We start from the raw sequence: 25,823 nt of genomic DNA, 5'->3' as shown, positions 1-25,823 counted from the left end.
ATCATAAATACATCAATAAAAATTAGCAAATACAGTTGCTGCTGCTACTGTCAGAAGTCCTGCTACTGCAATGGCAAGGCTGCTCATTGCTCCTTCTACTTCTCCCATTTCCATGGCACGGGCGGTTCCGATTGCATGGGCGGAAGTACCAAGTGCCAGTCCCTTTGCCACCGGCTCTTCTATATGAAATACACGGCATACCACTTCTGCAATCATATTTCCCAAGACTCCGGTAATGATAATTACTGCCACCGTAATCGTTACGATTCCTCCAAGTTCTTCAGATACTCCCATTCCAATTGCTGTGGTAATGGATTTTGGCAGAAGGGTTACATATTCCTCATGATTCAGATGAAATATCACCGCAAAAAGAAGCACACTTCCCACACTTGCAATGACACCGGATATAATTCCTGCTACAATGGCACTTTTATGTTTTTTTAACAATTCCAGCTGCTCATACAACGGAACAGCAAGACATACCGTTGCCGGGGTTAAAAGATAGCTTAAATACTTTGCTCCTTCATAATAACTGTCATAGTCAATCCTGCCTACACTTAATACAACCATAACAAAAATAATAGAAATCAAAAGTGGATTAAACAGCGCCAGCTTTAATTTACGCTTTAACAGTGCTCCGATTTCATATCCAATGAGACTGATTACTACACCAAAGAAAAGGGTATCTCCTGCAAAATTATTCATTTTCTTCTTTCTCCCTTCCCTTTCGTATCACATTCTGTGTCACTCTTCCGGTCACGACCATAACAATAATCGTCGTAAGTACTGTAATGACAATCACCGGCACAATAGTCGGACGCAGAACGCTCCAGGAGTCCAGAAGTCCTACTGCTGCCGGAATAAACATCACCGGCATAATTTCAATCAAGAATACCGCAGTGTCCTTCACCTGTTCTATCTTAACGATACCTGTTACCAGCGCAAGCAGCATTAACACCAGTCCGTAAATGCTTGCAGGCACTGGTAATGGCAGCGCCATATGCAGAATTTCTCCAGCAAAAGAAATTGCCAGAATTAAAAAAAACTGTCTAAAATACTTCATTTCTAAATCCTCCGATTGGTATTACCAATCAAAGAGTATAATACAAAAGAAGTAAAAAGACAAGTTTTATTTAAGAATTTTTTCTAAGAATTAGAACCTGCGATTAACTCATCCAGAGTACCAAAATGGTAGCCCATCTCTTCCCACTTTGTAATGAGTTCATCCAGGATTTCACCATTGGTCTTTGAAGTATTGTGCAGCAGCACAACAGCTCCCGGATGAATACGTCCGGTAAGTTTTTCAAAGGCCTCTTCTTTTGTTGGCTGATTATCCGGGTCCCAGTCCACATAGGCAAGACTCCAGAAAAAAGTATAATAACCTAATTCTTTTGCCATTTTCAGATTTGACTCACTATATTTTCCCTGAGGCGGCCGGTAAAATTTTACCATCTCCTTGTCTGTAATCTCTTCATAAAGTGACTTGACATCCTCAACTTCCTTTTGAAATGACGATACATCTGCAATTTCTGACATATCCGGGTGATGATAAGTATGGTTTCCTACAGTATGACCTTCTTCCACCATTTTATTTACGAGATCCGGGCTGGTCTCTAAGAAATGCCCTACCACAAAGAAGGTTGCCTTTACATCATGCTTTTTCAATGCTTCCAGTATCTTCTCCGTATTTCCATTCTCATAGCCGCAGTCAAAGGTCAGGTAAATCACCTTTTCATCGTCATTACCAATATAATATGTATTATATTTCCGCAATTCTTCCGGTGTGGCATTTCCGGTTGGCTGTGTCCCCGATTCACCAAATCCAAGTCCCCAGTTCTCTGTTGTAGATGCCACTGCATTTACTCCCAGTAAGCCGCCATTCTGCCAGCTTTTTACCAGCACTGCGCTCCCACGGCCTGCACAAAATACCAATGCCAGCATTACCGTCACTGCCAGTATCTTTTTCCATTTTTTCATAAAAAAAGCCTCATATACTCTTTCTAAAGTATATGAGACTTCTTTTATCTCATGCTTTTCTTTTTAATTCTTTCTGGCATTTACTCTACTGCCTTGAATGCTTCCTCTAAGTCTTCAATAATATCGTCAATATTTTCTGTTCCGATAGAAAGGCGGATGGTATTCGGTTTGATACCCTGCTCTTCTAATTCTTCTGCACTAAGCTGGGAATGTGTGGTTGATGCAGGATGAATTACCAGAGATTTTACATCTGCAACATTTGCCAGTAAGGAGAAGATTTCCAGATTGTCGATGAAATCTTTTGCCTTTCTGTCATCACCTTTGATTTCAAAGGTAAAAATAGAACCGCCACCGTTCGGGAAGTATTTCTTATATAATTCCTGCTGCTTTGGATCTGTACTTACTGCAGGATGATTTACACGCTCCACCTGTGGATGGTTATTTAAGAACTCTACTACCTTCAATGCATTCTGTACATGACGTTCTACCCTTAAGGATAACGTCTCTAATCCCTGTAAGAAGATAAATGCATGGAACGGAGATAAAGTTGCTCCTGTATCACGAAGTAAAATTGCACGAATCTTGGTTACAAATGCTGCCGGTCCTACTGCCTTGGTAAAACTGATGCCATGATAACTTGGGTTTGGCTCAGTTAAGGATGCAAATTTTCCACTTGCCTCCCAGTCAAATTTTCCGCTGTCTACAATAACTCCACCAATTGTTGTTCCGTGTCCACCGATGAATTTTGTTGCAGAATGTACCACGATGTCTGCGCCATACTCGATTGGGCGAACCAGATAAGGTGTTGCAAAAGTGTTATCTACGACTAATGGAATCTTATGTGCATGTGCTACTTTTGCAATTGCTTCAATATCAGCTACATCTGAGTTAGGATTTCCTAATGTTTCAATATATAATGCTTTTGTATTGTCTTTGATTGCTGCTTCAAATGCTTCCGGCTCCGGCTCAACGAAGGTTGTTGTAATGCCGTACTGTGGAAGTGTATGCTCCAACAGGTTATAAGAACCACCATAGATATTCTTTGCAGCTACAATATGGTCACCATTCTGTGCAAGATTTTCAATCGTATAAGTAATTGCTGCTGCTCCGGATGCTACTGCCAACGCTGCAACTCCACCCTCTAATGCTGCAATTCTCTTCTCAAATACATCTTCTGTCGGGTTCGTAAGTCTTCCATAAATATTTCCTGCATCTGCAAGACCAAATCTTGCTTCCGCATGGTCGCTGTTACGGAATACATAGGATGATGTCTGATAAATAGGTACTGCTCTTGCATCTGTCACCGGATCCGGATTTTCCTGTCCTATATGTAACTGTAAAGTTTCAAATTTTAAATTACGTTCTGCTCTGCTTTTCTTTGTGCTCATCTTCTTTTTCTCCGTTCTGTTATTTATTTCTGTCACTCTGATGTTACATCAGATTTTTTCTATTCTACTGCAAATTACTCTGTAAATAAAGCTGTTGAATAATATCTGTCTCCATTGTCCGGTAATAAAGCTACAATTGTTTTTCCTTTATTTTCCGGTCTCTTTGCCAGTTCGATTGCTGCATAAGCTGCTGCTCCGGAAGAAATTCCTACTAATACACCCTCTTTGTGTGCGATTTCTTTTGCAACACGGAAAGCATCTTCGTTCTCTACCGGAAATACCTCATCATATACTTTGGTGTTTAATACATCCGGCACAAATCCGGCACCGATACCCTGAATCTTATGTGCTCCACTCTTTCCTTCGGATAATACCGGTGAAGATGCCGGTTCTACTGCTACAACTTTAACATCTTCTTTCTGTTCTTTTAAGTATTCACCGGTTCCTGTTACGGTTCCACCTGTACCAACTCCTGCTACGAAGATGTCTACTGCTCCGTCCGTATCTTTCCAGATTTCCGGTCCTGTTGTCTCTTTGTGTACTTTTGGATTCGCAGGGTTTACAAACTGTCCCGGAATAAAGCTGTTTGGAATCTCTTTTGCAAGTTCATCCGATTTTGCAATTGCACCTTTCATTCCTTTGCTTGCTTCTGTCAGAACAATTTCTGCACCGTAAGCCTTTAAGATGTTTCTACGTTCAACACTCATGGATTCCGGCATAGTAAGAATGATACGGTATCCCTTGGCTGCTGCAAGTGCTGCAAGACCAATTCCTGTATTTCCGGATGTCGGCTCGATGATAACAGAACCTTCTTTTAACTGTCCTTTTGCTTCTGCATCTTCAATCATTGCTTTTGCAATACGGTCCTTTACGCTTCCTGCCGGATTGAAATATTCGAGTTTGAAAAGTAATTTTGCTTCTAAGTTATATGCCTTTTCTAAATTAACTGCCTCGATTAATGGTGTATTTCCAATCAGTCCTAATGTTCCTTTATAAATGTTTGCCATGATAATAATCTCCTTTTCCCTAAATTCATATATTTCCTATCTGTTTGATATGGATTAAATATAATATAAAACGATGTGTACCAATTGTCAAGACTTTTTTCAAATAAATTATTTAAAATATTTTGTTTCATTGGTACACACCGACCTCGTCCATTTAAATGACATAATCGCTGCTGATATCCTGCTGCCATTCCATCAAATCCTCTAACGTATACTTGTCTACTACACTCTTAATCGCATCGTTTAATTCTTTCCAGATACGAAGTGTTACACATTCTGACTGACGCTCACAGGTGTTCACATCATCCTCAAGACACGATACCGGTGCAAGGCTTCCTTCTACCTGACGCAATATCATCCCTATTGTATATTCCTTCGGTGTCTTTGATAAACGATATCCTCCCTGTGGGCCTCTGATGCTCTTAACAAACCCTGCCCGTACCAGTGTAGAAATAATCTGTTCCAAGTATTTCATGGAAATATCCTGACGTTCCGCAACATCTTTAAGACGTACCGGTTCAACTTCATCATTCATTGCTATATCAAGAAGAAGTCGGACAGCATAACGTCCCTTTGTTGAAATCTTCATACTGTACCTCCATTTCTATATGTCCATAGATACAGTATATTCCTTTTTTCCTACTATGTCAATATGAATATATTGTTTTTAATATTCTTCCTCTTCTTCACCCTCAGAGATGTCGTTCTTCGGCTTCTTTAAGCCTTCAATGACAATGCCATTCTTCTCAGCATAATCCCAAAGTGCAGCATGAATACCTTCTTCTGCCAGAAGGGAACAATGCACTTTAACCGGTGGAAGTCCGTCTAATGCTTCCATTACTGCTTTATTGGTTACAAGTAATGCTTCCTGTACGGTCTTTCCCTTTACCAGCTCTGTTGCCATACTACTGGTTGCAACTGCAGCACCACAGCCAAAGGTCTTAAACTTGCAGTCCTGAATCACACCATTATCATCAATATCAAGATAGATTCGCATGATATCACCGCATTTTGCATTTCCTACTGTTCCTACTCCGCTGGCATTTTCAATCTCTCCTACATTTCTCGGATTCTGAAAATGATCCATAACTTTTTCACTATACATAATCGTTACTCCTTTTCTACTCTATTACTGCTGGTTCTTTACAAAATCTTCGTATAACGGTGACATGCTGCGTAAATGTGCAACAATCTCTTTGATTGCGTCTACCGTGGTGTCAATCTGCTCTTTGGTGGTATCTGCGCCTAAAGTCAGGCGGAGTGAGCCATGTGCAATCTCATGTGGCAGTCCAATTGCCAGCAATACATGAGACGGGTCTAAGGAACCAGAAGTACATGCTGAACCGGAGGATGCACAAATCCCCTTCATATCTAACATAATCAGCATGGATTCTCCCTCCACAAAACGGAAGCATGCATTGACATTATTGGCAAGACGATGCTCTCTGTCTCCATTGATTTTCACATAGGGGATTTCCTTTTCAAAACGGGAAATCATATAATCTCTCAATTCTCTTTCTCTTGCAGTACGCTCTTCCATGGAAGCAAATGCCAGTTCTGCAGCTTTACCGAAGCCTACGATTCCCGGTACATTTTCCGTTCCGGCTCTTCTCTTTCTCTCTTGTGCACCACCATGTACAAAGGAGCGGATTTTTACACCTTTTCTGATATAGAGGAAACCGATTCCCTTTGGTCCGTTTAATTTATGGCCACTGCTGCTTAACATATCAATATTCATTTCATCTACCTGGATTGGCTCCTGACCAAATGCCTGTACTGCATCAGTATGGAATAAAACTCCATGTGCCTTGGCAATTGCACCAATCTCTGCAATCGGCTCGATGGTACCGATTTCATTGTTGGCAAACATAATAGAAATCAGAATGGTATCCGGACGGATTGCAGCTTCTACATCTGCCGGATTGATACGTCCATTCTCATCCACATCAAGATAAGTTACCTCAAAGCCCTGTCTTTCCAACCATTCACAGGTATGAAGAATTGCATGATGCTCAATCTTACTGGTGATGATATGTTTTCCTTTTTCTTTATAAGCTTCTGCTGTTGCTTTCAGTGCCCAGTTATCAGATTCACTTCCACCTGCCGTAAAATATATTTCTTCCGGTTTCGCACCGATTCCTGCTGCAATAATATCTCTGGCCTTTGTTACTGCCTTGCGGCTTTCCTCACCTAATGCATAAATGGTAGATGCATTTCCATAATACCGGGTAAAATAAGGTAGCATTGCCTCCACTACCCGCTCGTCCGTTCTTGTTGTTGCCGCATTGTCCAGATAGATTAATTCCATCGGTTTTCCTCCTTTATCAATTTGCTTTATCAGCTATTTTCGTCCTATTTCCAAGTAATTCAGTCGGAACTAAGAATAACACCTTAGGAATAGTATGTCAATCTTCTGCCTGGATTTATTCCTTTTGTTCTTTTATTTATCCAAGAGGGTTAAAAGGGGAAAGGGCAGCTTTCGCTGCCCTTTCCATCTATCCTCTTATTTCAGACGATATACATTATAAAAACTAAACTCTCCTGTTTGCAGTTTTGCTCTGCTTAGACTCTTTTACGTCTTCTGTAAAGTACAACTACCGCTGCTCCTGCAACGAATAACAATACTACCATGCATGCAATCGGAGTATTATCTCCTGTCTTAACCTGCTTCTCTGCTGTTACAACAGGTGTTGCATTCGGAGTTGTAGATGCTGCTGGTTTCATATCTGTATTGCTAAGTACAATAACATACTCAGATGCATGTGAGAATTTGAAATCAACGGTTCCGTCTGCATTTACCTTTACAGCCTGAACATATTCTAATGCTCCAGTCTTTTCATTATAATAGTAAAGGTTTGCATATTTTCCACTGTTCTCTGCACCAACGTTGACACGAAGTGTAGCATCAAATCCAAATGCTCCGTCATGTGCCAGTGAAAGTTCAATGGTCTTGTTGTCTCCAGCTAATGCTTTAATCTTATCAGCCGGAATGCTGCTCTTACCTACGGTTACACCGAGGTCTATTGCATCTTTTAATTTACTTACAATGTTCTTTCCGTTTACAATCCAGCTTACGTTGTCGTTCAGCTTGAAGGTAATGGTAATATCTTTTCCAATCATGCCATTGAATACTGCTGCTGGAACTTTTGTGGTATCTGGCATTGTAACACGAATGTTAGTTCCATCGCCAACTTTTCCGATTGTATCAATAACTTCTTCGAAGTCTTTTCCAGGAACAGTAATGTCAAGATTGATCTTATCTTCCTGTTTTTCTTTGGTCAGTACTACTGTACCGCCATCCTTTGCTGCTGGAATGCTTACTGTTACAGTCTTGTCTGCTGATACAGTATACTCTTTTCCATCATAAAGGTTCTCCATCTTGCTTCCTGCCTCTGCGCTTACTGGAATAGTAACCTCAGTGGCTTTTTCTTTGATATTCATTCCTACATATAATGTAGTATCACCATAGCTTCTTGCGATTACATCATAGCCATCTTCATCTGATGAAATAACTGATGTTCTGCTTCCTCTTGCAAATACATCTGTGTATGCGTTACGGATTGAAAGCATGGTCTTGTAATGATTGTAAATGCTATTGCTGTCTGCCTTCTGTGTTTCTAACTCTGTCCAGTCAAAGTCACGACGATTTGTCTGGTATGGCCAGTCATTAGCGCCTGCCTGACCAAGCTCATCTCCATAGTAAATAACCGGCTGACCCTTGGCTGTAATCTGAAGAGTAGCAGCTACCTTCATCAGGTTATAAGCCTCTTCCTCTGAAAATCCACTCTTATCTACAAGCTTGTACTGAAGAGTATCCTCATCATGGCTGTTTAAGAAATTACCCATTGTTGCTGTATTGTTTAGTACACCATTACGCTTTAACAATGAGTTTTCAACAGTAGAAATCTTTCCACCTACAAAATCCTTTGCAAAATCATTGAAATCGAAGTCAAGGAGTGCATCCATGCTTCCTGTTCCAAGCTCTCCGGCTGTATTAGCATATCCGGCTCCAGAGTACTCTCCAATCATCTTGAAGTCTGGATTTACTTTTGTAAGAGAATTCTTGAAAGCTGACCATGTAGTAGAATCAACATGCTTTACAGTGTCTACACGATAATAGTCAATGTCAAATTTATCCATCCAGTCGGTCTGCCATTCAATCAACTGGTCTCTTACTTCTGCATCCTCAGTTACGAAGTCCGGAAGGTCTGAAAGTGCATCTTGCTTGTCATCTCCTGAAACAGTATTGTCGCTGTCACGAAGCATCTTTATTGCATTTCCATCCTCACCTGTGAGAATATTATTGAAGTAATTCTCTGTGCCATAGCCTGCATGGTTCAATACCACATCAACCATAAGCTTCATTCCACGGCTGTGGGCAGCTTCAATAAGTGCTGCAAACTCTTCCTCTGTTCCAAGGTGTTTATTAAGCTTTGTGAAGTCACTAGCCCAGTAACCATGATATCCATACGTATCCATACCTGTCTTTGCGTCAGGCTGGTCATCTGTGATATTCTCTACTATTGGTGTAATCCAGATGGTATTTACACCTAAATCCTTGAGATAGTCAAGCTTCTGTGTTAATCCTGCGAAATCTCCACCATGATAGCTTGAACCACCCTTATCGCTTGTATCGTAGTCTCCTACTCCATAAGCATCATTGTTGCTTGTATCTCCATCGAAGAAACGGTCAGTTACGGCAAAGTAAATTACTGCCTCATCCCAGTCGAAATCTCCATCCTTCTTGTCTCTCTCTGTTACTGTAACATTTGTGCTTGTTCTATATACATTTCCGTATATATCCTTTACAGTTACCGGAAGGGTCTTATCTCCAGTAGTTGTAGTATCAAGACATGAAATTGTTGCTTCCATTAATTCTGGGTCAATTGCATAAGTGCTACTTAAGCCAAGTGCGCTTAAATCTACTGTTGCTGTAGCCACTTCAAATCCAGACATATCTGCACCTTCAGCAGGATTTGTCTTTATTGTCAATACGTTATTGTCATTGTAATCCATAGAGGACTGAGATAATTCTGCTGTAATAGCTGCATCAAACTTCTTATAGTAACGATAGCTGCATGTCTTTCCATCATAATCTTTTGTCTCCGCATTATATGCGTCAAGCTTCTCTACACCATCTACTGTGTAGTAGTAACAGTAATCTCCTGTTGTGATGTCAGTTAAGTCATAGCTAAATCTTTCATTTGCAGCATCATAAGTCATTGCATGCTCTACGCCATTTATTGTAACACTTACTTTATCTGCAATAGATTCCTGTGTGTTATCGGCAGCAAGCACCTCATCATCTCTGTAATAAAAATGAATCTGTCCGTTCTCGCCATCCAATACACATCCAACATTTGATGGAATAACCTCAGTGATTCCCTCACCCTGTACGAATTTTGCTTTTACAACATTCTGATTTGCCGGTACACTCACATAATGGTCTCCACCATCTTTATCAGCCCAAGCATCATCTGCTGTGCTTCTTCTCATACAGAAAGATAACATCATATCTGCTGTAGTATCTTTTACTGGAATCTTGGCTACCATCTTGCCGTTCATTTCCTGAAGGTTAATAGTAACTTCACTTCCAAATCCACTGTTCCATGTAAAGATATTCCAACCATCATAGTCACCAGCTGGTCTGTCATATTCTACCATTACATAACGCTCTCTTGGCGCTACAAGCTCTGGAATGCTTGTGTAAGCTTTTTTGCTGTTTGATGTAATGTAAAGAGTTACATTTTCATCTTTGGCAGTGTTGTCATATGAAATTGTATCATTCTGCCAAGACCATGTATCACCATAGTTCTTTGGAATAATACGAATATTTTTATAATATGGAAGCTTTACAGTAGCTTTAAGCCATGTATTTCCATCGGATAACTGCTCTGTTCCAGAAAAATTATAAAGAACTCCATCAGCTCCGTCATCCTCCCAAATCCACAGAGAACTTGCATCTGCTGCCATATGACTTGCAATGAAATCATGATAGTAAATAGTATAAGTATAAACTTTATCTACTACCGGAATGGTAATATCTTTTGTTGTTCCGTTATATGATGCTCGAATAGTTACATCTGTTCCTTTATATGAGGTTGGAACCTTAAGTGTTGCTCCACTTACTGTGATGCCTTCTGAAACAGCAGTATAAGTTACATCTACACCTTCAGTCTTGCTTCCCTGTTCATCACCTGCGTAATAGGTTCCTGTTGCTGGAAGTGCAACATCTACTCCTTTTTCTACCTGTGCTGGTGTTTCAACATCCAATGCCTCAATATAACTAATGGTTACATCTGTCTTTTTATTAGCATCTGTCTTGTCCAGCTTCATGGTAATGTCTGCCGGTGCCTTCACTTCCAGCTGGATATTACTTCCACCTGCGCCCTGCGCCCATGCTTTGTTCCAGCCATTTAAAGCAGCATCTTCCAAAATCTTATATTCATAAGTTTTCGCCGGAACATTCTTAATAGAAATGCTGTATTCATTCTCGTTTGTTTCAGATTTCACAAAGTTTGGTGTTGCGCTTGCATCCCAACCTGTTCCAGGAAGTGTTCCTACCAGGAGGAAGGTTGTCTCAGTCTCTGGTAAATCAGGAACTGGTGTATTTCCTTCTGCGTCAAGGTAGTATGCAAAGCTTTTTCCACCATCTTTTGTAATATAGTAAACATCAGTAGGTGTATCCCCAGTATACTGTGTTAACTTTGGATCATTTGCAGGATTCTTTGTATTTCCAGTATTCTGAAAATCTAAGAACTGAAATCCTGTTGCATCTGTTTTGACAGTAAGATAATAATCTTTGTCGCCATTTGTATTTGTTGTTGTTCCTTCACTGAAGAAATAAGCTTTTGCTCCTCCCCATGTTGGAATTTCTTTTGATTCTCCACCGTTCGCATCATTGCTCACATAAAGCAAATCCTTGCTATTTCCCCAGAATTGTACCGCTGGCTGTGTCCAGCCCCAATTACTTGGTTCCATAAAGTGAATAGTTACATTCATCGGATTTGAAGCTGCTTTGGTAAGCATACTATTTCCGATTGCCGGAACCATGGTCACAATCATGGCAAGTGCTAGTACCATACTGAAGATTCTGCTTACAATACCATGTTTCTTGTGAAAGCGTTCTTTTAACTTTCTCATCTTTCCCTCTCCTTTTCGTCGTTTCATTTTATACTTTCCTGCGATTACGTTTTCCCTCTGAATACGTTTTCGCAGTTTTTCGATAATTAATTATATTCTAATTTTTTTACTTTCGCTATCCGCAAATAAACTAAAAAAGAAATTCTTTTTTGTGCATTTTAACTAATTTCTGTCTTGAAGTGCATTTTTACGATTCATTTTATACAATTTTCGCATGATGTTTTTTTCGAAAAAAGGACAGCACCGATTGGTACTGTCCCCTACAATTTACATAATTGAATTTTCATGGTTCTGCAAAATAAGGCATCTAATTCTGGTAATCCATATGTGCAATGACCATCATGGCAATCTTAAAAGTCATGGCATCCTCGAATTTGCGGATATCAAGTCCAATCATCTTTTCCAGGCGTTCCAAACGGTATACCAGAGTATTCCGGTGGATGTATAGCTGCCTTGCTGTTTCTGAAATATTCAGGCTGTTCTCAAAAAATTTCTGGATTGTCACCATCGTTTCATCATCTAAATCAATATTCCGCTCACCAAAAATCTCTTTGATAAACATTTCGCAAAGGCTCATCGGAAGCTGGTAAATCAGTCTGCCGATGCCAAGCTTTCCGTAGGAAATGGTTTCCTCTTCTACATTAAAGATTCTTCCTACTTCCAGTGCCATCTTGGCTTCCTGATAAGATTTCGCAATATCCTGCAGGGTATTTACCGTATTGCCATAACCCACACGGACACGCACCATCGCTTCTGCATGCAGATTGTCTACAATTGTTTTCGCCAGATTCAGTGCTTCCTCTTCTGTTTTCAAATCTGTTGCATCCTTAATCAGGATAATGTTCTGCTCGTCTAACTCTGTCACAAAATCCCGGTTGCGGTCTGCAAAAAGATTCTTCACCATTTCTACAATAACAGAATCTTTTCTGCCATCTACTTCTATGACATAAACCAGACGCTTTGCCTGCTCAATATGCAACTTTTTTGCCTTATTATACATATCTACAACCAGCATATTGCCAAGAAGGATATTCTGCATAAAGTTGTTCTTATCCGACTGTTCCCGGTTGGAGGCAATCAGATTCCGAATCTGGCATACTGCAAGTCTTCCCACCATATATGCTTCATCATTAGTGGAGCGTGCCAGAAGAATATATTCCACTTCCTGTTCAGCAATTACTTTAAAGAAATGAAAGCCCGACAGCATCTGGCTTTCTGCCATGGATGCTGCAAAATTCACAACCTCTGCACGCATATCTGTCTCAATCTGAAATGTTGCTGCAACCTGCTTCCCGTTTTCGTCATAAAGGGCAAGTCCGATTTTGGATATATCACTGATTTCTTCTAATGTTGTCTGTAGCTTATGATTTGAAAGCATTCTGCGCACTCCTTACTTATATATAATGTGAGAAAAGACTTTTACTGAGAACAAAGAATGTACCTTGGCACATTCTCGCGCCTGCGGCGGTTGCTTGCGACATCTACCTTATACGCCGCAGTGCGCATCCTCGCGGAGCGTGTTTTACTTTACAGGAAATTACTTTCCTGTAAAGTAAAACACCCGGATGCATATAGCACCCGGGTTATTGCACTATATTCAGTTCGATTGTACCGAATTAGTTAGTAATTGTCAATTCAGTCTCTTTGTCGAATACATGAACCTTCTCAGGATCGATAGCAAGTTTGATATGGTCGCCTAAACGAGCCGGTGTTCTGGAATCAACCTTAGCTGTCATCTGAACTCCTGCAGCTTCGAAGTATAATAATACTTCAGAACCAAGTAACTCATATCCGGTTACATCTGTCTCAATGATGCTGTCTTTGAAGGTTTCGATTGTAATCTGGGAATCATCGATATCTTCTGGTCTGACACCCATAACAACTGTTTTTCCGTTGTAGTTGCCTTCGATTAATTTCTTAGCTTTTGCTGGTGGTAATACAACAGTTGTATTGTCAAATGTAAGGGAAACTTTCTCTCCTTCAATATTACATTTAGCATCTACGAAGTTCATCTGTGGGGATCCGATGAATCCAGCTACAAATAAGTTATCTGGCTCATTGTATAATTTCTGTGGAGAATCAACCTGCATGATAACACCATCTTTTAATACAACGATTCTGGTTCCTAATGTCATAGCCTCTGTCTGGTCATGTGTTACATAGATGATTGTAGCACCTAATCTATGATGCAGAGCAGAAATCTCAGAACGCATCTGTACTCTTAATTTTGCATCCAGGTTTGATAAAGGCTCGTCCATAAGGAATACCTTAGGATTACGAACGATTGCACGACCCATAGCAACACGCTGTCTCTGTCCACCGGAAAGAGCCTTTGGTTTACGGTCTAATAATTTCTCAAGGTCAAGGATCTTAGCTGCTTCTTCAACTTTCTTCTTGATTTCATCCTTCGGAACTTTTCTTAATTTTAATCCGAATGCCATATTGTCAAATACGGTCATATGTGGATACAGAGCGTAGTTCTGGAATACCATTGCGATATCTCTGTCTTTTGGTTCTACGTCGTTAACGAGTTTTCCGTCGATGTATAATTCTCCGGAAGAAATCTCCTCAAGACCTGCAATCATACGAAGTGTAGTAGATTTACCACATCCAGATGGTCCTACGAAGATGATGAATTCCTTATCTTCTACTTCAAGGTTGAAATCCTTAACAGCTTCAAAGCCGTTTGGATAAACTTTACAAATGTTTTTTAATGATAAACTTGCCATTGGTTTAACCTCCTAATGTTTTGTTCGTTTTTAACTGTCCTTATCATACAGGATATTGTTCACTTTGGCTATGCGAGGATTCCACAAAGATTTTTCTTTTTTTTGTATGTTCTGACTGATATTCTGTGCATTTTTTTATCTCTTCGTCAGAGTGACGAAAACCCATCTCTTTCTTGTACAATCCGACGAAAGAAATGGGTTTTCACTTTAGAAAATGTTTATCTTTTCTTTATAATTTAGAGTATCCGTAACCATTTACCATGGCCTCTAACTTCATGCCTTTTGCACAATACGGACAGTCATGCTGCTCATATGCCTGATAGCCCGGTACATCTTTCTCGGTAAAGAGACTTTCTACTCTGTGACCGTCTACTTCCTTAACAGTGGAGAAGATTGCTACTACATCTTCAATAATTCCACCGTAATACCGGATGCACTCTAAGCATCTTCTGATTGTCTCACCGGTTGTTGTTGTATCCAGCAAAAGCACGATATGTTTTCCGGTAATCATATTTTTGGTATTATCACGGAAAATCATCTGACCGCTGCTGTTCATCTCCGGAGAAATAACATAAATAGTCTCATGCAGATTGGTTGACATAAAATCTCCCTGTTCAAAACGCTCTGCTAAAAATCCGCCAATCATTTCTGTTCTGTCCATACATACAACGGTATCTACATAGGATGGATTACCGGTCTTCTGGTAAAGCACTTTTGCAGCTTCTTTTGCCTCTTTCACGCGGGCTTTCATACTGGTTACATCAATATAGTAATTGATGTGCGAATGACTGGTGGCAAAATGCCCCGGTATTGCATGTAATGCAAGATTGTTGTTTTCCTTTGAATAAAATTTGACCATACGTTCTTCCATTTGATTTACCCCCTGTTTGATAATTTACTGGATTCCGGTACTTCCGAAACCACCTCTGTCCTGGTTGCCCAGGCTTTCTACTTCTTCAAAATGAATCTGCGGCTGATTCTCTACAATACGGAACTGTGCGATACGGTCATTAACATGAATCACGGTATCACGCATTGCAATTGCAGGCAGTCTCCACATATCATTGTCTCCGCAGTAGGAACCGTCTACGATTCCGCAGCTGTTTGCCTGAATAATTCCGAAATTCTTATAAGTAGAACTTCTTGGCATAATGTGTGCTTCATATCCCTTTGGCAGCTCCATTGCCACACCAAGAGGAATCAGTTTAAATTCTCCTGCTTTCATTTCAACTTCTTCGGATGCACGAAGATCAATCCAGTCGGATTTGCCATCGATATATGTAAGCTTTTCGATTTTATCTGTAAAATATTTGATACGAATCTTTTCCATTCTGCTAAAAACTCCTTTTCTCCTACTGCCATTCCAAATCATCATGCTCTACTTTTTTATCTCTGAGCATCAGTTCTTTTACTGCTTCTTTCGCAGGTTTATCTTCAAACAATACTTCATTGACCTGTTCAATAATCGGCATATCTACATGATATTTCTTTGCTAAAGCAATTGCTGCTTTGGCAGAATAGACACCCTCAACTACCATCTTTACTTCATCCATTGCCTGCTGCATGGTATATCCCTGTCCCATCAGATATCCGGCACGACGGTTTCTGCTGTGCTTGCTGGCACAGGTTACGATTAAATCACCCATTCCGGTCAGTCCGCTTAAGGTCTCATATTTTGCTCCCATGGCAAGAGCAAGTCTTCCCATCTCGGAAATTCCACGGGTTATGAGTGCTGCCTTGGTATTATCTCCATAACCAAGTCCGTCTGCCATACCTGCTGCCAGCGCAATGACATTCTTTAAGGATGCTCCGATTTCCATACCCAGTACATCCGGGCTGGTATAAACACGTAATACTTCACTCATAAAGGTGTTCTGAACCAGTTCTGCTGTGGCACGCTTCTTTGCTCCTGCTACCAGACTGGTCGGAATTTCTTTTCCTACTTCTTCCGCATGGCTTGGTCCACATAAAACCGCCACCTCACATTGTGGAATCTCTTCCATAATGATTTCAGATAAAGTCATTAACGTATTCTCTTCAATTCCCTTTGCCACGCTGACAATAAGCTGTCCCTCTGCTACGAACGGGCTCATTGCTTTTGCTGTGCTTCTGGTAAATGGAGAAGGCACTGCTAAGACGAGCATGTCTTTTCCCTCGATTGCTTCTTTTAAATCTGTTGTGAACATAATATCATCCGGTAAAATAACGCCCGGAAGTTTTTCTGCCTGCTCATGCTTTTCCTTTAACATTTCAATTTCCGGTGCAAGTGCAGACCAGATTGTAATCTTATGACCGTTTTTATGTAATACCACCGATAAAGCAGTTCCCCAGCTTCCGGCTCCAATGATACTGATATCAGACATTTGTTTTTTCCTTTCCTATGCTTCCTGTTTCTTTGAATGGAAACTGAATTTGTTCTCGGTTCCCTTAAGAAGTCTTCCGATGTTGGCATGATGTAAAATGATTGCCAGTCCCGCCACAAAACCGAATACAATATATACCTCCGTCAGATACTGCTCCGGTACGGAAAGCAGTCCCATCTGTCCGAATACGATAATCTGTATTTCAAGACTGATCACACCAAGTATGGAACCCAAGGAAACATACCGTGTGATTGCTACCACAAGAATAAAAATTCCAAGGCTTATTGGCACTGCCAGCGGACAAAAGCCAATCAGCAGACCACCGGTACAGGCAATTCCCTTTCCACCTTTAAATTTCATATAAGCCGGGAAATCATGGCCTAAGATGCAGCCCACACCAGCATAAAGCTCTAAAACCTTTACACTGTCCGGATAACGGTTCCGGAAAATGAGCCATACAATGACCATTGCCATAAATACTTTGCACACATCACCAATCAAGGTAAGAATGCCTGCCTTCACGCCGAGGTTACGCATGGTGTTGGTAGTTCCTACATTTCCACTGCCCACCTTACGTAAATCCACATTTTCTTTCTTTCCATATAAGAAGCCGGATAAAAACATACCGCATAAATATCCGATTCCTACTGATATTACACGTCCGAATAACATTTTATTAATCTTCCTTTCTTTCCCTTATAATGAATTTCAGGGAAGTACCCTTAAAGCCAAATGCTTCCCGAATCTTATTTTCCAGATATCTTGTATAGGAAAAATGCATCAGGTTCTTGTCATTTACAAAGATAACAAAAGTTGGCGGTTTTACCGCTGCCTGTGTAATATAATATAATTTTAAGCGTTTTCCCTTATCGGTCGGTGGCTGCTGCATAGCAACTGCCTCTGCCATAATCTCATTTAATACACCGGTTGCCACACGCATGCTGTTATTTTCAAGTACTACATCAATGGTCTCAAAAATTCTGCCGGTGCGCTGTCCGGTCTTGGCTGAAATAAATAAAATCTCCGCATATGGCATAAAGCTTAAAATCTGACGGATTTTTTCTGTATGCTTGTAAATGGTCTTATCATCCTTTTCAATGGCATCCCATTTATTCACTGCAATGATAATTCCTTTGCCTCTTTCATGGGCAATTCCAGCAATCTTGGCATCCTGCTCCGTTACGCCTTCTGTAGCATCAATTACAATAATGACCACATCTGCACGTTCCACTGCTGTTACTGCCCGGATGATACTGTAACGCTCTAATTCTTCTTTAATCTTATTCTTTCTCCGGAGTCCTGCCGTATCAATAAATACATATTCTCTGCCATTATATTTTATATCGGTATCAATGGCATCTCTTGTAGTTCCGGCAATATCAGAAACAATCACACGGTTTTCACCCGTCAGCTTGTTAATCAGTGATGACTTACCTACGTTCGGCTTACCTACAATGGCAATGCGCGGTCTGTCATCTTCTGCTTCTTCTAACATTTCCTGGGTAAAATGCTTTGCCACTTCATCTAACAAATCACCGATTCCAAGTCTGGATGCTGCAGATACCGGAACCGGGTCACCAATTCCAAGATTATAAAATTCATAAACATCCGGCATATATTTTTTAAAATCATCTACTTTATTTACTGCAAGAATAACCGGCTTCTTGGAACGGCGCAGCATGTCAGCTACTTTCTGGTCTGCATCTACAAGCCCCTGTCTTACATCCGTAATAAAAATAATGACATCTGCGGTATCAATGGCTATCTGTGCCTGCTCCCGCATCTGGGATAAAATAATATCTCCGCTGTCCGGCTCAATACCGCCGGTATCAATTAAGGTAAAGTTATAGTCAAGCCAGGATACTTCGGCATATATACGGTCACGGGTTACCCCCGGTGTATCCTGTACGATAGAAATTCTTTCACCTGCCAACACGTTAAAAAGTGTTGATTTTCCTACGTTTGGTCTGCCTACAATAGCTACTACTGGTTTACTCATTCTGTCTCCTTCCAAGGACTGCATTCAGCAAATCCTGCCCGCTTGATTTTACAATATCTGCCTGTACTTGTAAAGTTCTTTTCAGCTCCGTCAATGTGATGTCATCTAAGAAAACATCCTCTCCCATACGCAATACATTGCATGGCAGCAGTATCTCATCTCCCAAATCTTCGTCCTTAAGCTGTGCGATAATATCCTGTCCGGTCAGAAGTCCTGCAACGGTAATCCGTTCTCCGAAGAAATCGTTTCGGATCACACGGACCCGTATCTTTACATTCGGAAACTTCTCCTTCATTTCTCCTGTCAGTTCCTCCAAAATCGGTCCTGCCAGCTTTCCGGTTACCAGCGTAACTGTCCTTTTCAGATTGGCATCACCTTTTTCTGCTGCAAGTGCCTCCCGGAATTCATCCCGCAGCAGTGTAATCATTCCCACGCCATTTTCCAGCTGGATATACCCATCATAGTTTTCTGCAGACGGAAGAGGCTGCTCTGCCAGAAGATACCACTCGTCTCCTCCATGCACAAAGTGTGTACCGAAATGCTCCATGCAATAATCCTGCCAGCGATGAATCTGCTCTAAGACTTTTCCTGCATCCTCTTTTTCAAAAGCTTCCAAAGGATATAAGCCCTCCCGGTATTTTGTCAGGCCGACCGGTACAATAGAAAGGCTCTGCATATTTGGAATGTATTCTGTCAGATCACGGATGGTCCGCTCTAACTCTTCGCCATCATTGACGCCCTTGCAGAGTACAACCTGTCCATTCATTTCAATTCCGGCATCTGATAAGCGTTTGATTTTCTTTAAGGCTTCTCCAGCGAAACGGTTGTGCAACATGGTACAGCGAAGCTTCGGATTCGTGGTATGCACCGACACATTAATCGGTCCAAGATTGTAGTATATGATACGTTCAATATCCTTATCCTTCATATTGGTCAGCGTTACATAATTCCCCTGTAAGAAGGAAAGTCTGGAATCATCATCTTTAAAATAAAGTGTCTCACGCATGCCCGGCGGCATCTGGTCAATAAAACAGAACATACACTTATTGGAACAGGATTTGTAATCGTCCATCAGCCCATTTTCAAATTCGATTCCAAGGTCTTCATCATAATCTTTTTCAATTTCCAGTTCCCACTCTTCGCCATTATTCTTTCTTACTACCACCAGAAGATACTCGTCCTCTGTCAGGAACTGGTAGTCAAATACATCTTCTATTTCTTTGCCATTAATGGAAATCAGTTCGTCTCCCGGCTCAAGCTCAAGCTCCATGGCAATACTGTCCGGTTTTACTCCACTGATGACATGTTTCTTTGTATGCATAAATTATTTTCTCAATCTTTCTATATTATAATACCTCTCTAGTTTACAATAAAAAGGGCAGAATAACAACAGTTATTCCACCCTTCCACTTATTCCTGCTCCATGCTCATGCTTCTGTCTTCCATTTCCTGTAATGTCATCAGTTCATCCTCTGACTCAATGATATGTAACTCCAGCAGTTTGTTAATCGTGTATACACAACGATCATTCAAATTCAAATTGAAATAATAATCTTTACTGTTTTCCATTCCCCACATCCGTTGTTCTCTCCTGGTAAGCCGGATTCCCTGACTGTTATAGACATGCAGATACAGTCCATTGATATACGTATGTTTATAGTAGTTATCATTTACTGTATTCAGATAAATATGTCCTGCCCGGATGTCCTTAAGATAAGCATCATATATTTCCTGTGCCCGCTCATCATTTATATTAATGCTGTCATATTCCAAATTCTGGTCATAGGCATCAAACTCCATTGAAATAATATGATTATTCGGATCATCATAATTCACCATCAGATTCCCCTTGAGATAATTCTCCGAATCCATAGACATAGCATAAATTCTTGAAACAACCGAATCTGCATTTTCATAATAATTTTTAGCAGCCGGTACATCATAGCTTCTTACCATAACGCTTCCGTCCGCAAGCTGATAATCAATCTCCACCCACTGCAATGCCTTATCTAAATCAGACGAGCCCTGATATGCCTGAAATTCCTTCTTTGAATCAATAATCTGCTGATGAATACTCATAATTTCATCAATTCCGCTTTCTGAATTTTCTTCTATATCAAAATAGCAGTTAATATTTGCTGCGACAATTTCCTTCTTATCCGGGATTTTATTTTCCAGTCCGAAAGCATTCCATTTGATGCAAAAAAGAAATACAACTGAAATTCCTAACATGACGCCGCATTCTAATAATCTCTTTTTGGTCACTACACGCAGCTTCTTCGTCAAAATCATTTCCGCAATGAAAAATGCCAGAAAACCTGCAATCAATGTGGTAAATAAAACCATCAGGAAATTGCCCAGTGATGTATGTACCAGCACACCAAACAGTCCGCTCAGCAGAATTGCAGTAAGAAAAGCCACACAAAAAGCCATTCCCCAGCGGAACACCGGGCGGGTTGCCGGAATTGTAAGCACATCTCCCGTGGTTTCCAGTTTACGTTTCTGATAAAGCATGCAGGATATTACTATCAGCACCACTCCCACCAGCACATAGATCCCTACAACCGAAAGGCCAAACATATGGTATTCTATCCTGTCCTCTAAATAGTCATACTCTACTCCCACCTTATTTGAAAGATATATCACCGGTGATAAAATACTATTCATACGGTCAGCATAAGAATTCGCCATACCATAGCCAATTGTACTAATCATACATGTAATCACATAGCGGCATCCTATATATAATACGTTCAGAATAATCGTAAATACCGGCATTGCCAATAACTGACCGGTAAACATGCCAACGAAAATTGCCATACTGTAGAAGAAAAAGCCCTCTCCCGTCAACATCAGTGCCCACGCCAGCAGATACTGCAGACTTGTAATTCCCTGCATAATGCAGCATACTGTTCCAATAATAAACGCCAATAGTACAGGAACCACAATCATGCAGAATCCTGACAGGAAATTACTGATAAAAAGTTCTGTTCTTTTCAATGGCAGTGAATGAAACAGATGTGAGCTTCTGTTATTATAAAGATAATAAAATACTGCCATTGCTACAATAATTCCAATTGCCAGACTAAGGAGTGCAATAAGCGCACCGCTTCCATCTGAAAACAGAATCTGCATAAAATTATTCATTTTTATTTCTTTAATTTCCTGTGCTGAATAACCTTCATAAGAAATCCCGGAATTCACTAACAGCCGCAGAGGAACCATACATAGCAGCAATATCGTATAAATCAGCCAGACAGGCCAGAAATGCGTAATATTTTTCCAAAATACCGTCTTATTAAAGTAAGATGTCTTTGACCGCATAATCCGCACCTCCTAATTCGTAAATAAAAATTTCTTCCAATGTCAGAGGCAGCACATCAATCAGCATCGGCGAAGTCTGTTCTAACCGCAGCTTTGCCTCTTTGGGATTGCCTTTTACAATCATGGTATATACCCTTCCTGTACTGGACATATGTAACACTTCAAAATCAGCCGGAAGCTTCGGCATTCTTTCCTGATATGCCACCTGAATCTTACAGACACTTCCCTGTAGTTCGCTTAAGGAACGTTCTAACATTACTTTTCCATGATGCATAATGCCCACATGGTCACAGACATCCTCCAGCTCTCTTAAGTTATGGGAAGATACTAACACCGTAGTTCCATGTTCTGCCACATCAGACATGATAATGCTCCAGATCTGCCTTCTCATTACCGGGTCTAGTCCATCTACCGGCTCATCTAAAATCATAAGCTCCGGTCTGCAGCTGATTGCCAGCCAGAAAGCCGCCTGCTTCTGCATTCCCTTTGACATTCTCCGAATGGTCATCTTCGGATCAATGTTGGAAAATGCATCCCGGATCCGGAAAAACAAATCTTCATCAAAAGTCTTATAGATTCCCTTATAAAAGCGTTTCATTTCCATGACATCTGCCTGCTGGAAATAGAAAAGATCATCCGGAATATATGCAAATCTGGCCTTTGCCTGAGGATTCTCATACACCGGCATCCCGGCTATTTCTATGTTGCCGGCATCCGGCTTATAGATTCCGGTAATATGTCTTATTATCGTAGATTTCCCGGCTCCGTTTGGTCCTACCAGTCCATAAATTGCCCCATCCTTTACATGCAGGTTTACACCGTCTAACGCCCGGAAATCTCCAAATGTCTTCACTACATTATTTACCCGTATCATGAATATATTCTCCTCCTTCCAGTTCCGTTATCCGATGTTTTAACTGCTCCGGCTCTACTGCCAGATACAGTAATTCTGATACGATTTCATCAAAATGTCCTTTTAATTCCACAGTTCTTGCATCCTTTACATGCTTCTGGGCAGCCACAAATGTGCCTTTCCCGGAAATGGTATAGACATATCCTTCTTTCTCCAGATCCCGGTATGCCCGCTGGATGGTATTCGGATTAATTGCCAGTGTTGCTGCCAGTTCACGCACAGATGGCAGTTTTTCATCCGCTGTCAATGCATTGGAAATCACAAGATGACGCATTCCATCTTTAATCTGTTCGTAAATAGGCTTTGCATCCCTGTAATTAAGCTGTATCACTTCGCTTCCTCCTTTTGGAATATCGTAGGTGTATTATCCGTATTACTTCAATTGATACGCACACTATAACATCCCAGCAGATGAGACACAAGAAAAATATCTGTATGATTTTATTAATAATTCCTTAATGCTGTTCGCGGAGCGTTTTTTACTTTACAGGAAAGCAATTTCCTGTAAAGCAAAAAAAACGAAACCAGTTTACACTGATTCCGTCTTTTTACACGATTCTATCTTCCTTTCATCAGGAAATATTATTCACATTTCTCTATTGCTGCAATTACTTCATTTAACTTCTGTAATTCATCTTTGATTTCGCGGTTGTTATTACCAAAGTCTGTAGCCAGTGCAGATACATTGGTTGCAACAATTGCGAATCCTTTTCCAGCCTCTCCTGCACGGGCAGCCTCAATAGAAGCGTTTAATGCAAGAATCTTCTGGTTCTTTTCAATCTTGTCCAGCTGTTTGGTAATATCATTAATCTTCTGGATGTATTCTGAAGTCTTCTGTACGTTCTCATGAATATCAGAATTCTTCTTCTCTTCATCCATTCTCTTCTCTTCAGATGCTGCAAGCTGTGTCAGAACGATAGTCAGAGCTGCTATCTTAGATTTAGCTTCGTTTTCATCCTCTGCGTCTTCCTTCTTCGCATAAGAAAGATATCCAACAATTTCAATTCCGGCTTTGATCACATCTCTGTATTCAGATGCTTCACCTTCCCCGATTGCTACACTTCCATCAGAATCCAGAAGTAATGGTTTTACTCCTGTTACGTTTTCCCATTGTGCAAAAAGTACCTCTATATCTTCTGCATTAAATATCTCATTCAACTGCATATTTCTGTCCTCCTAAATTATTTATCCTAATTATATCACATGTTTGCTTTGTGAACAAAAAAAATTTTCATTTTTTGACATTTTTCTATTTAATGCACAAAAATGCCCCAAGATTTCCTCTTCTTCCATGACTTGCTCTGTGCGAAAATAACAGTTCACTGTTACAGCAGGTACACACATTCGGTAAGATTAGTTTTTCCGGCAGGATTCCCGCATCTAAAAGCACTCTTTCATTGGCTTTCCAGAGATTTAACTGATACTTTCCATTTTCTTTCCGGTACATAATTTCACTGCCATGACTGGAAAACTCCTGTTCAAATTCCAGTGCCACATCTTCACTTACTTCATAACAGTCCTGGCATATAGATGGGCCTATCGCACACCATACATCCTCCGGTACTGTTCCATATGCTTCTGCCATTGCTTTCAGCGTGGCTCTTCCCATTCTGTTAACCGTGCCCCTCCAGCCGGAATGGCTCAGTCCGATTGCCCTATGCTTTGTATCCACAAAGTAAAGCGGCACACAGTCTGCATAAAAGGTTGCAAGCATCAGCCCCGGCACATCGGTAATCAATCCATCCACATCATGATACGGCCGTTCCTTTGTCAGTCCGCTTCCTGCATCCTCTGCTGTTACTTTTCTTACATTGGTGGTATGGGTCTGGTCAGAGCAGACAATCTGCCCTGCCGGAACTTCCATTGCCTCAGCTACCCTGCGGAAATTTTCCTTTACTGCCTCTATGTCATCTCCACGGTTAAAGCTTAAATCCAGCGAAGAAAATTCATTCTTACTTACTCCACCCATTCTTGTGGTAAAGCAGTGTTTTACCATATCAAGTGCCTGCAACTGTGGATACTGCAGCAGCACTAATTCTTTTTTCCCCGCATGGGAAAATACGGACGGTATCATGGTTCGTCCATCCTCTTTTATCTGAAATTCTGTCATTTTTCTTTTCCTGTTCTTATTTTTCCAGTTCCAACTCCATGCTGTAACTGGTTCAATTCTCCAGCATTCTTTTTCCTGTATCAAGTCTCATCTGTCACTAATAAGGCTCTATATAGGGGAAAGCATCCTTCAGCCACTGTATGTCCTCTCCTAATATTGCAATCACATCAAACCTGCAGGGCAGTCCCATCATATGTTTACACATCAGGTAATAATCTGCCACTCTTGATATTTTCCTTTGTTTGCGGTAATCTACCGCTTCCTGTGGAAGTCCCTTTCCGGTATCACTGCGGTATTTTACTTCTGCAAAAACAAGATATTTTCCATCTCTTGCAATCATATCAATTTCTCCGAACCTGCAGCGGTAATTCATCTCACAGATACTGCAGCCGGATGCCTTTAAATACTCTGCCGCCTTTTTTTCATACTCACTGCCCATGCTGCGTTTATTTTCCATCCCTGCTCCCCTTTCTGTTATTCCTGCTATTTGGATTCCTGTTATTTGGATTTCCACTATCCCGTTTGCCGTTACAGCTATTTTTATTCCAATTTACTGCGCAGCTTATCCATATCATCGACAAAGACAAGTATCTCTGCCACTACTTCATATAATTCCGGCGGAATCATATCTCCAATTTCAAGCCTGGATAAGGTATTTGCCAGCTGATTATCCTGATACAGCGGAACGTCTTCCTCTTTGGCTTTCTCAATAATTTTATCCGCAAGATACCCCTTGCCGGTTGCCAGTATCTTTGGTGCCCTCTCTCCCGGCTCATATGCGATAGCAACTGCTGTTTTTTCTTTTGTTTTCTCTTCTCCGGCATTTTTCCCATCAAAGTCTGCCGGATGCCAGATTCCATTTTTCATAAA

Annotated in this window: 24 protein-coding genes; all 24 read right to left on the bottom strand. The window is 40.8% G+C overall.

Going from position 1 to position 25,823, the window contains the following annotated elements:
• Positions 1-12: 12 nt before the first annotated feature.
• Positions 13-705, bottom strand: a complete 693-nt coding sequence (locus DV740_RS01120; RefSeq protein ID WP_117840840.1) for an LrgB family protein — start codon at positions 703-705, stop codon at positions 13-15.
• Positions 698-1,063 carry a CidA/LrgA family protein gene (locus tag DV740_RS01115; RefSeq protein WP_117840839.1) on the bottom strand — a complete coding sequence of 122 codons (366 nt, stop codon included), beginning with the start codon at positions 1,061-1,063 and terminating at the stop codon, positions 698-700. Before DV740_RS01115 ends, DV740_RS01120 begins: the two co-directional genes overlap by 8 nt.
• An 83-nt stretch (positions 1,064-1,146) precedes the next feature.
• Positions 1,147-1,977 carry a delta-lactam-biosynthetic de-N-acetylase gene (gene pdaA, locus DV740_RS01110; RefSeq protein WP_118087303.1) on the bottom strand — a complete coding sequence of 277 codons (831 nt, stop codon included), beginning with the start codon at positions 1,975-1,977 and terminating at the stop codon, positions 1,147-1,149.
• 80 nt (positions 1,978-2,057) lie between these two features.
• On the bottom strand, positions 2,058-3,365 hold the full coding sequence (locus tag DV740_RS01105; protein ID WP_118087302.1) for an O-acetylhomoserine aminocarboxypropyltransferase/cysteine synthase family protein: 1,308 nt from the start codon (positions 3,363-3,365) through the stop codon (positions 2,058-2,060).
• 74 nt (positions 3,366-3,439) lie between these two features.
• Positions 3,440-4,372: a cysteine synthase A gene (gene cysK / locus DV740_RS01100; protein WP_118087301.1), complete on the bottom strand. Its 933-nt coding sequence runs from the start codon at positions 4,370-4,372 to the stop codon at positions 3,440-3,442.
• Positions 4,373-4,526: 154 nt separating this feature from the next.
• The gene (locus tag DV740_RS01095; protein WP_117698181.1) at positions 4,527-4,961 is read right to left on the bottom strand and encodes an RrF2 family transcriptional regulator; all 435 of its coding nucleotides are present in this window, start codon (positions 4,959-4,961) and stop codon (positions 4,527-4,529) included.
• A 78-nt stretch (positions 4,962-5,039) separates the two neighbouring features.
• Complete coding sequence (gene nifU, locus DV740_RS01090; protein ID WP_022242477.1) at positions 5,040-5,477, bottom strand: Fe-S cluster assembly scaffold protein NifU; 438 nt, start codon at positions 5,475-5,477, stop codon at positions 5,040-5,042.
• Positions 5,478-5,501: 24 nt separating this feature from the next.
• Positions 5,502-6,680, bottom strand: coding sequence for a cysteine desulfurase NifS (gene nifS, locus DV740_RS01085; protein WP_117840834.1), 1,179 nt, complete (start codon positions 6,678-6,680; stop codon positions 5,502-5,504).
• Positions 6,681-6,934: 254 nt separating this feature from the next.
• Positions 6,935-11,515 carry an alpha-amylase family glycosyl hydrolase gene (locus tag DV740_RS01080; RefSeq protein ID WP_242994186.1) on the bottom strand — a complete coding sequence of 1,527 codons (4,581 nt, stop codon included), beginning with the start codon at positions 11,513-11,515 and terminating at the stop codon, positions 6,935-6,937.
• 307 nt (positions 11,516-11,822) lie between these two features.
• Positions 11,823-12,893: a PucR family transcriptional regulator gene (locus DV740_RS01075; protein WP_118087300.1), complete on the bottom strand. Its 1,071-nt coding sequence runs from the start codon at positions 12,891-12,893 to the stop codon at positions 11,823-11,825.
• A 238-nt stretch (positions 12,894-13,131) separates the two neighbouring features.
• Positions 13,132-14,244 carry an ABC transporter ATP-binding protein gene (locus DV740_RS01070; RefSeq protein WP_118087299.1) on the bottom strand — a complete coding sequence of 371 codons (1,113 nt, stop codon included), beginning with the start codon at positions 14,242-14,244 and terminating at the stop codon, positions 13,132-13,134.
• Between the two features lie 229 nt (positions 14,245-14,473).
• On the bottom strand, positions 14,474-15,115 hold the full coding sequence (locus DV740_RS01065) for a phosphoribosyltransferase (protein ID WP_022242471.1): 642 nt from the start codon (positions 15,113-15,115) through the stop codon (positions 14,474-14,476).
• 24 nt (positions 15,116-15,139) lie between these two features.
• On the bottom strand, positions 15,140-15,574 hold the full coding sequence (locus DV740_RS01060) for a dUTP diphosphatase (protein ID WP_117698185.1): 435 nt from the start codon (positions 15,572-15,574) through the stop codon (positions 15,140-15,142).
• Between the two features lie 22 nt (positions 15,575-15,596).
• Complete coding sequence (locus tag DV740_RS01055) at positions 15,597-16,607, bottom strand: NAD(P)H-dependent glycerol-3-phosphate dehydrogenase (RefSeq protein ID WP_118087298.1); 1,011 nt, start codon at positions 16,605-16,607, stop codon at positions 15,597-15,599.
• A 15-nt stretch (positions 16,608-16,622) separates the two neighbouring features.
• Positions 16,623-17,279 (bottom strand): glycerol-3-phosphate 1-O-acyltransferase PlsY, encoded by a 657-nt coding sequence (gene plsY, locus DV740_RS01050; protein WP_022242468.1) that lies wholly within the window; start codon positions 17,277-17,279, stop codon positions 16,623-16,625.
• Between the two features lie 4 nt (positions 17,280-17,283).
• The gene (der, locus tag DV740_RS01045; protein ID WP_117698186.1) at positions 17,284-18,606 is read right to left on the bottom strand and encodes a ribosome biogenesis GTPase Der; all 1,323 of its coding nucleotides are present in this window, start codon (positions 18,604-18,606) and stop codon (positions 17,284-17,286) included.
• Positions 18,599-19,927 carry a DUF512 domain-containing protein gene (locus DV740_RS01040; RefSeq protein ID WP_022242466.1) on the bottom strand — a complete coding sequence of 443 codons (1,329 nt, stop codon included), beginning with the start codon at positions 19,925-19,927 and terminating at the stop codon, positions 18,599-18,601. Before DV740_RS01040 ends, der begins: the two co-directional genes overlap by 8 nt.
• Positions 19,928-20,016: 89 nt before the next feature.
• Positions 20,017-21,930, bottom strand: a complete 1,914-nt coding sequence (locus DV740_RS01035) for an ABC transporter permease (protein ID WP_118087297.1) — start codon at positions 21,928-21,930, stop codon at positions 20,017-20,019.
• A complete protein-coding gene (locus DV740_RS01030) occupies positions 21,905-22,804 on the bottom strand; it encodes an ABC transporter ATP-binding protein (protein WP_117946676.1) in 900 nt (299 codons plus the stop codon). The genes DV740_RS01035 and DV740_RS01030 overlap by 26 nt, the downstream gene beginning before the upstream one ends.
• Complete coding sequence (locus tag DV740_RS01025) at positions 22,788-23,174, bottom strand: GntR family transcriptional regulator (RefSeq protein WP_117840827.1); 387 nt, start codon at positions 23,172-23,174, stop codon at positions 22,788-22,790. The genes DV740_RS01030 and DV740_RS01025 overlap by 17 nt, the downstream gene beginning before the upstream one ends.
• Before the next feature lie 251 nt (positions 23,175-23,425).
• On the bottom strand, positions 23,426-24,007 hold the full coding sequence (locus tag DV740_RS15160; RefSeq protein ID WP_117698190.1) for a methyl-accepting chemotaxis protein: 582 nt from the start codon (positions 24,005-24,007) through the stop codon (positions 23,426-23,428).
• An 85-nt stretch (positions 24,008-24,092) separates the two neighbouring features.
• Positions 24,093-24,953: a peptidoglycan editing factor PgeF gene (gene pgeF / locus DV740_RS01015; RefSeq protein ID WP_118087296.1), complete on the bottom strand. Its 861-nt coding sequence runs from the start codon at positions 24,951-24,953 to the stop codon at positions 24,093-24,095.
• 97 nt (positions 24,954-25,050) lie between these two features.
• Positions 25,051-25,410 (bottom strand): YraN family protein, encoded by a 360-nt coding sequence (locus DV740_RS01010; RefSeq protein ID WP_022242460.1) that lies wholly within the window; start codon positions 25,408-25,410, stop codon positions 25,051-25,053.
• Positions 25,411-25,493: 83 nt separating this feature from the next.
• Positions 25,494-25,820, bottom strand: a complete 327-nt coding sequence (locus DV740_RS01005; RefSeq protein ID WP_117946678.1) for an EscU/YscU/HrcU family type III secretion system export apparatus switch protein — start codon at positions 25,818-25,820, stop codon at positions 25,494-25,496.
• Positions 25,821-25,823 lie beyond the last annotated feature (3 nt).

It is taken from the genome of Roseburia sp. AF02-12 (assembly GCF_003461765.1).
GTDB lineage: Bacteria > Bacillota > Clostridia > Lachnospirales > Lachnospiraceae > Roseburia_C > Roseburia_C amylophila.
Note: the sequence above shows the minus strand (reverse complement) of the source record. Positions and strands in the feature narration are given on the sequence as shown.

Coding starts and splice junctions, on each gene's coding strand:
- DV740_RS01120 (WP_117840840.1), bottom strand. CDS start 705: ATGAATAATTTTGCAGGAGATACCCTTTTCTTTGGTGTAGTAATCAGT.
- DV740_RS01115 (WP_117840839.1), bottom strand. CDS start 1,063: ATGAAGTATTTTAGACAGTTTTTTTTAATTCTGGCAATTTCTTTTGCT.
- pdaA (WP_118087303.1), bottom strand. CDS start 1,977: ATGAAAAAATGGAAAAAGATACTGGCAGTGACGGTAATGCTGGCATTG.
- DV740_RS01105 (WP_118087302.1), bottom strand. CDS start 3,365: ATGAGCACAAAGAAAAGCAGAGCAGAACGTAATTTAAAATTTGAAACT.
- cysK (WP_118087301.1), bottom strand. CDS start 4,372: ATGGCAAACATTTATAAAGGAACATTAGGACTGATTGGAAATACACCA.
- DV740_RS01095 (WP_117698181.1), bottom strand. CDS start 4,961: ATGAAGATTTCAACAAAGGGACGTTATGCTGTCCGACTTCTTCTTGAT.
- nifU (WP_022242477.1), bottom strand. CDS start 5,477: ATGTATAGTGAAAAAGTTATGGATCATTTTCAGAATCCGAGAAATGTA.
- nifS (WP_117840834.1), bottom strand. CDS start 6,680: ATGGAATTAATCTATCTGGACAATGCGGCAACAACAAGAACGGACGAG.
- DV740_RS01080 (WP_242994186.1), bottom strand. CDS start 11,515: ATGAGAAAGTTAAAAGAACGCTTTCACAAGAAACATGGTATTGTAAGC.
- DV740_RS01075 (WP_118087300.1), bottom strand. CDS start 12,893: ATGCTTTCAAATCATAAGCTACAGACAACATTAGAAGAAATCAGTGAT.
- DV740_RS01070 (WP_118087299.1), bottom strand. CDS start 14,244: ATGGCAAGTTTATCATTAAAAAACATTTGTAAAGTTTATCCAAACGGC.
- DV740_RS01065 (WP_022242471.1), bottom strand. CDS start 15,115: ATGGAAGAACGTATGGTCAAATTTTATTCAAAGGAAAACAACAATCTT.
- DV740_RS01060 (WP_117698185.1), bottom strand. CDS start 15,574: ATGGAAAAGATTCGTATCAAATATTTTACAGATAAAATCGAAAAGCTT.
- DV740_RS01055 (WP_118087298.1), bottom strand. CDS start 16,607: ATGTCTGATATCAGTATCATTGGAGCCGGAAGCTGGGGAACTGCTTTA.
- plsY (WP_022242468.1), bottom strand. CDS start 17,279: ATGTTATTCGGACGTGTAATATCAGTAGGAATCGGATATTTATGCGGT.
- der (WP_117698186.1), bottom strand. CDS start 18,606: ATGAGTAAACCAGTAGTAGCTATTGTAGGCAGACCAAACGTAGGAAAA.
- DV740_RS01040 (WP_022242466.1), bottom strand. CDS start 19,927: ATGCATACAAAGAAACATGTCATCAGTGGAGTAAAACCGGACAGTATT.
- DV740_RS01035 (WP_118087297.1), bottom strand. CDS start 21,930: ATGCGGTCAAAGACATCTTACTTTAATAAGACGGTATTTTGGAAAAAT.
- DV740_RS01030 (WP_117946676.1), bottom strand. CDS start 22,804: ATGATACGGGTAAATAATGTAGTGAAGACATTTGGAGATTTCCGGGCG.
- DV740_RS15160 (WP_117698190.1), bottom strand. CDS start 24,007: ATGCAGTTGAATGAGATATTTAATGCAGAAGATATAGAGGTACTTTTT.
- pgeF (WP_118087296.1), bottom strand. CDS start 24,953: ATGACAGAATTTCAGATAAAAGAGGATGGACGAACCATGATACCGTCC.
- DV740_RS01010 (WP_022242460.1), bottom strand. CDS start 25,410: ATGGAAAATAAACGCAGCATGGGCAGTGAGTATGAAAAAAAGGCGGCA.
- DV740_RS01005 (WP_117946678.1), bottom strand. CDS start 25,820: ATGAAAAATGGAATCTGGCATCCGGCAGACTTTGATGGGAAAAATGCC.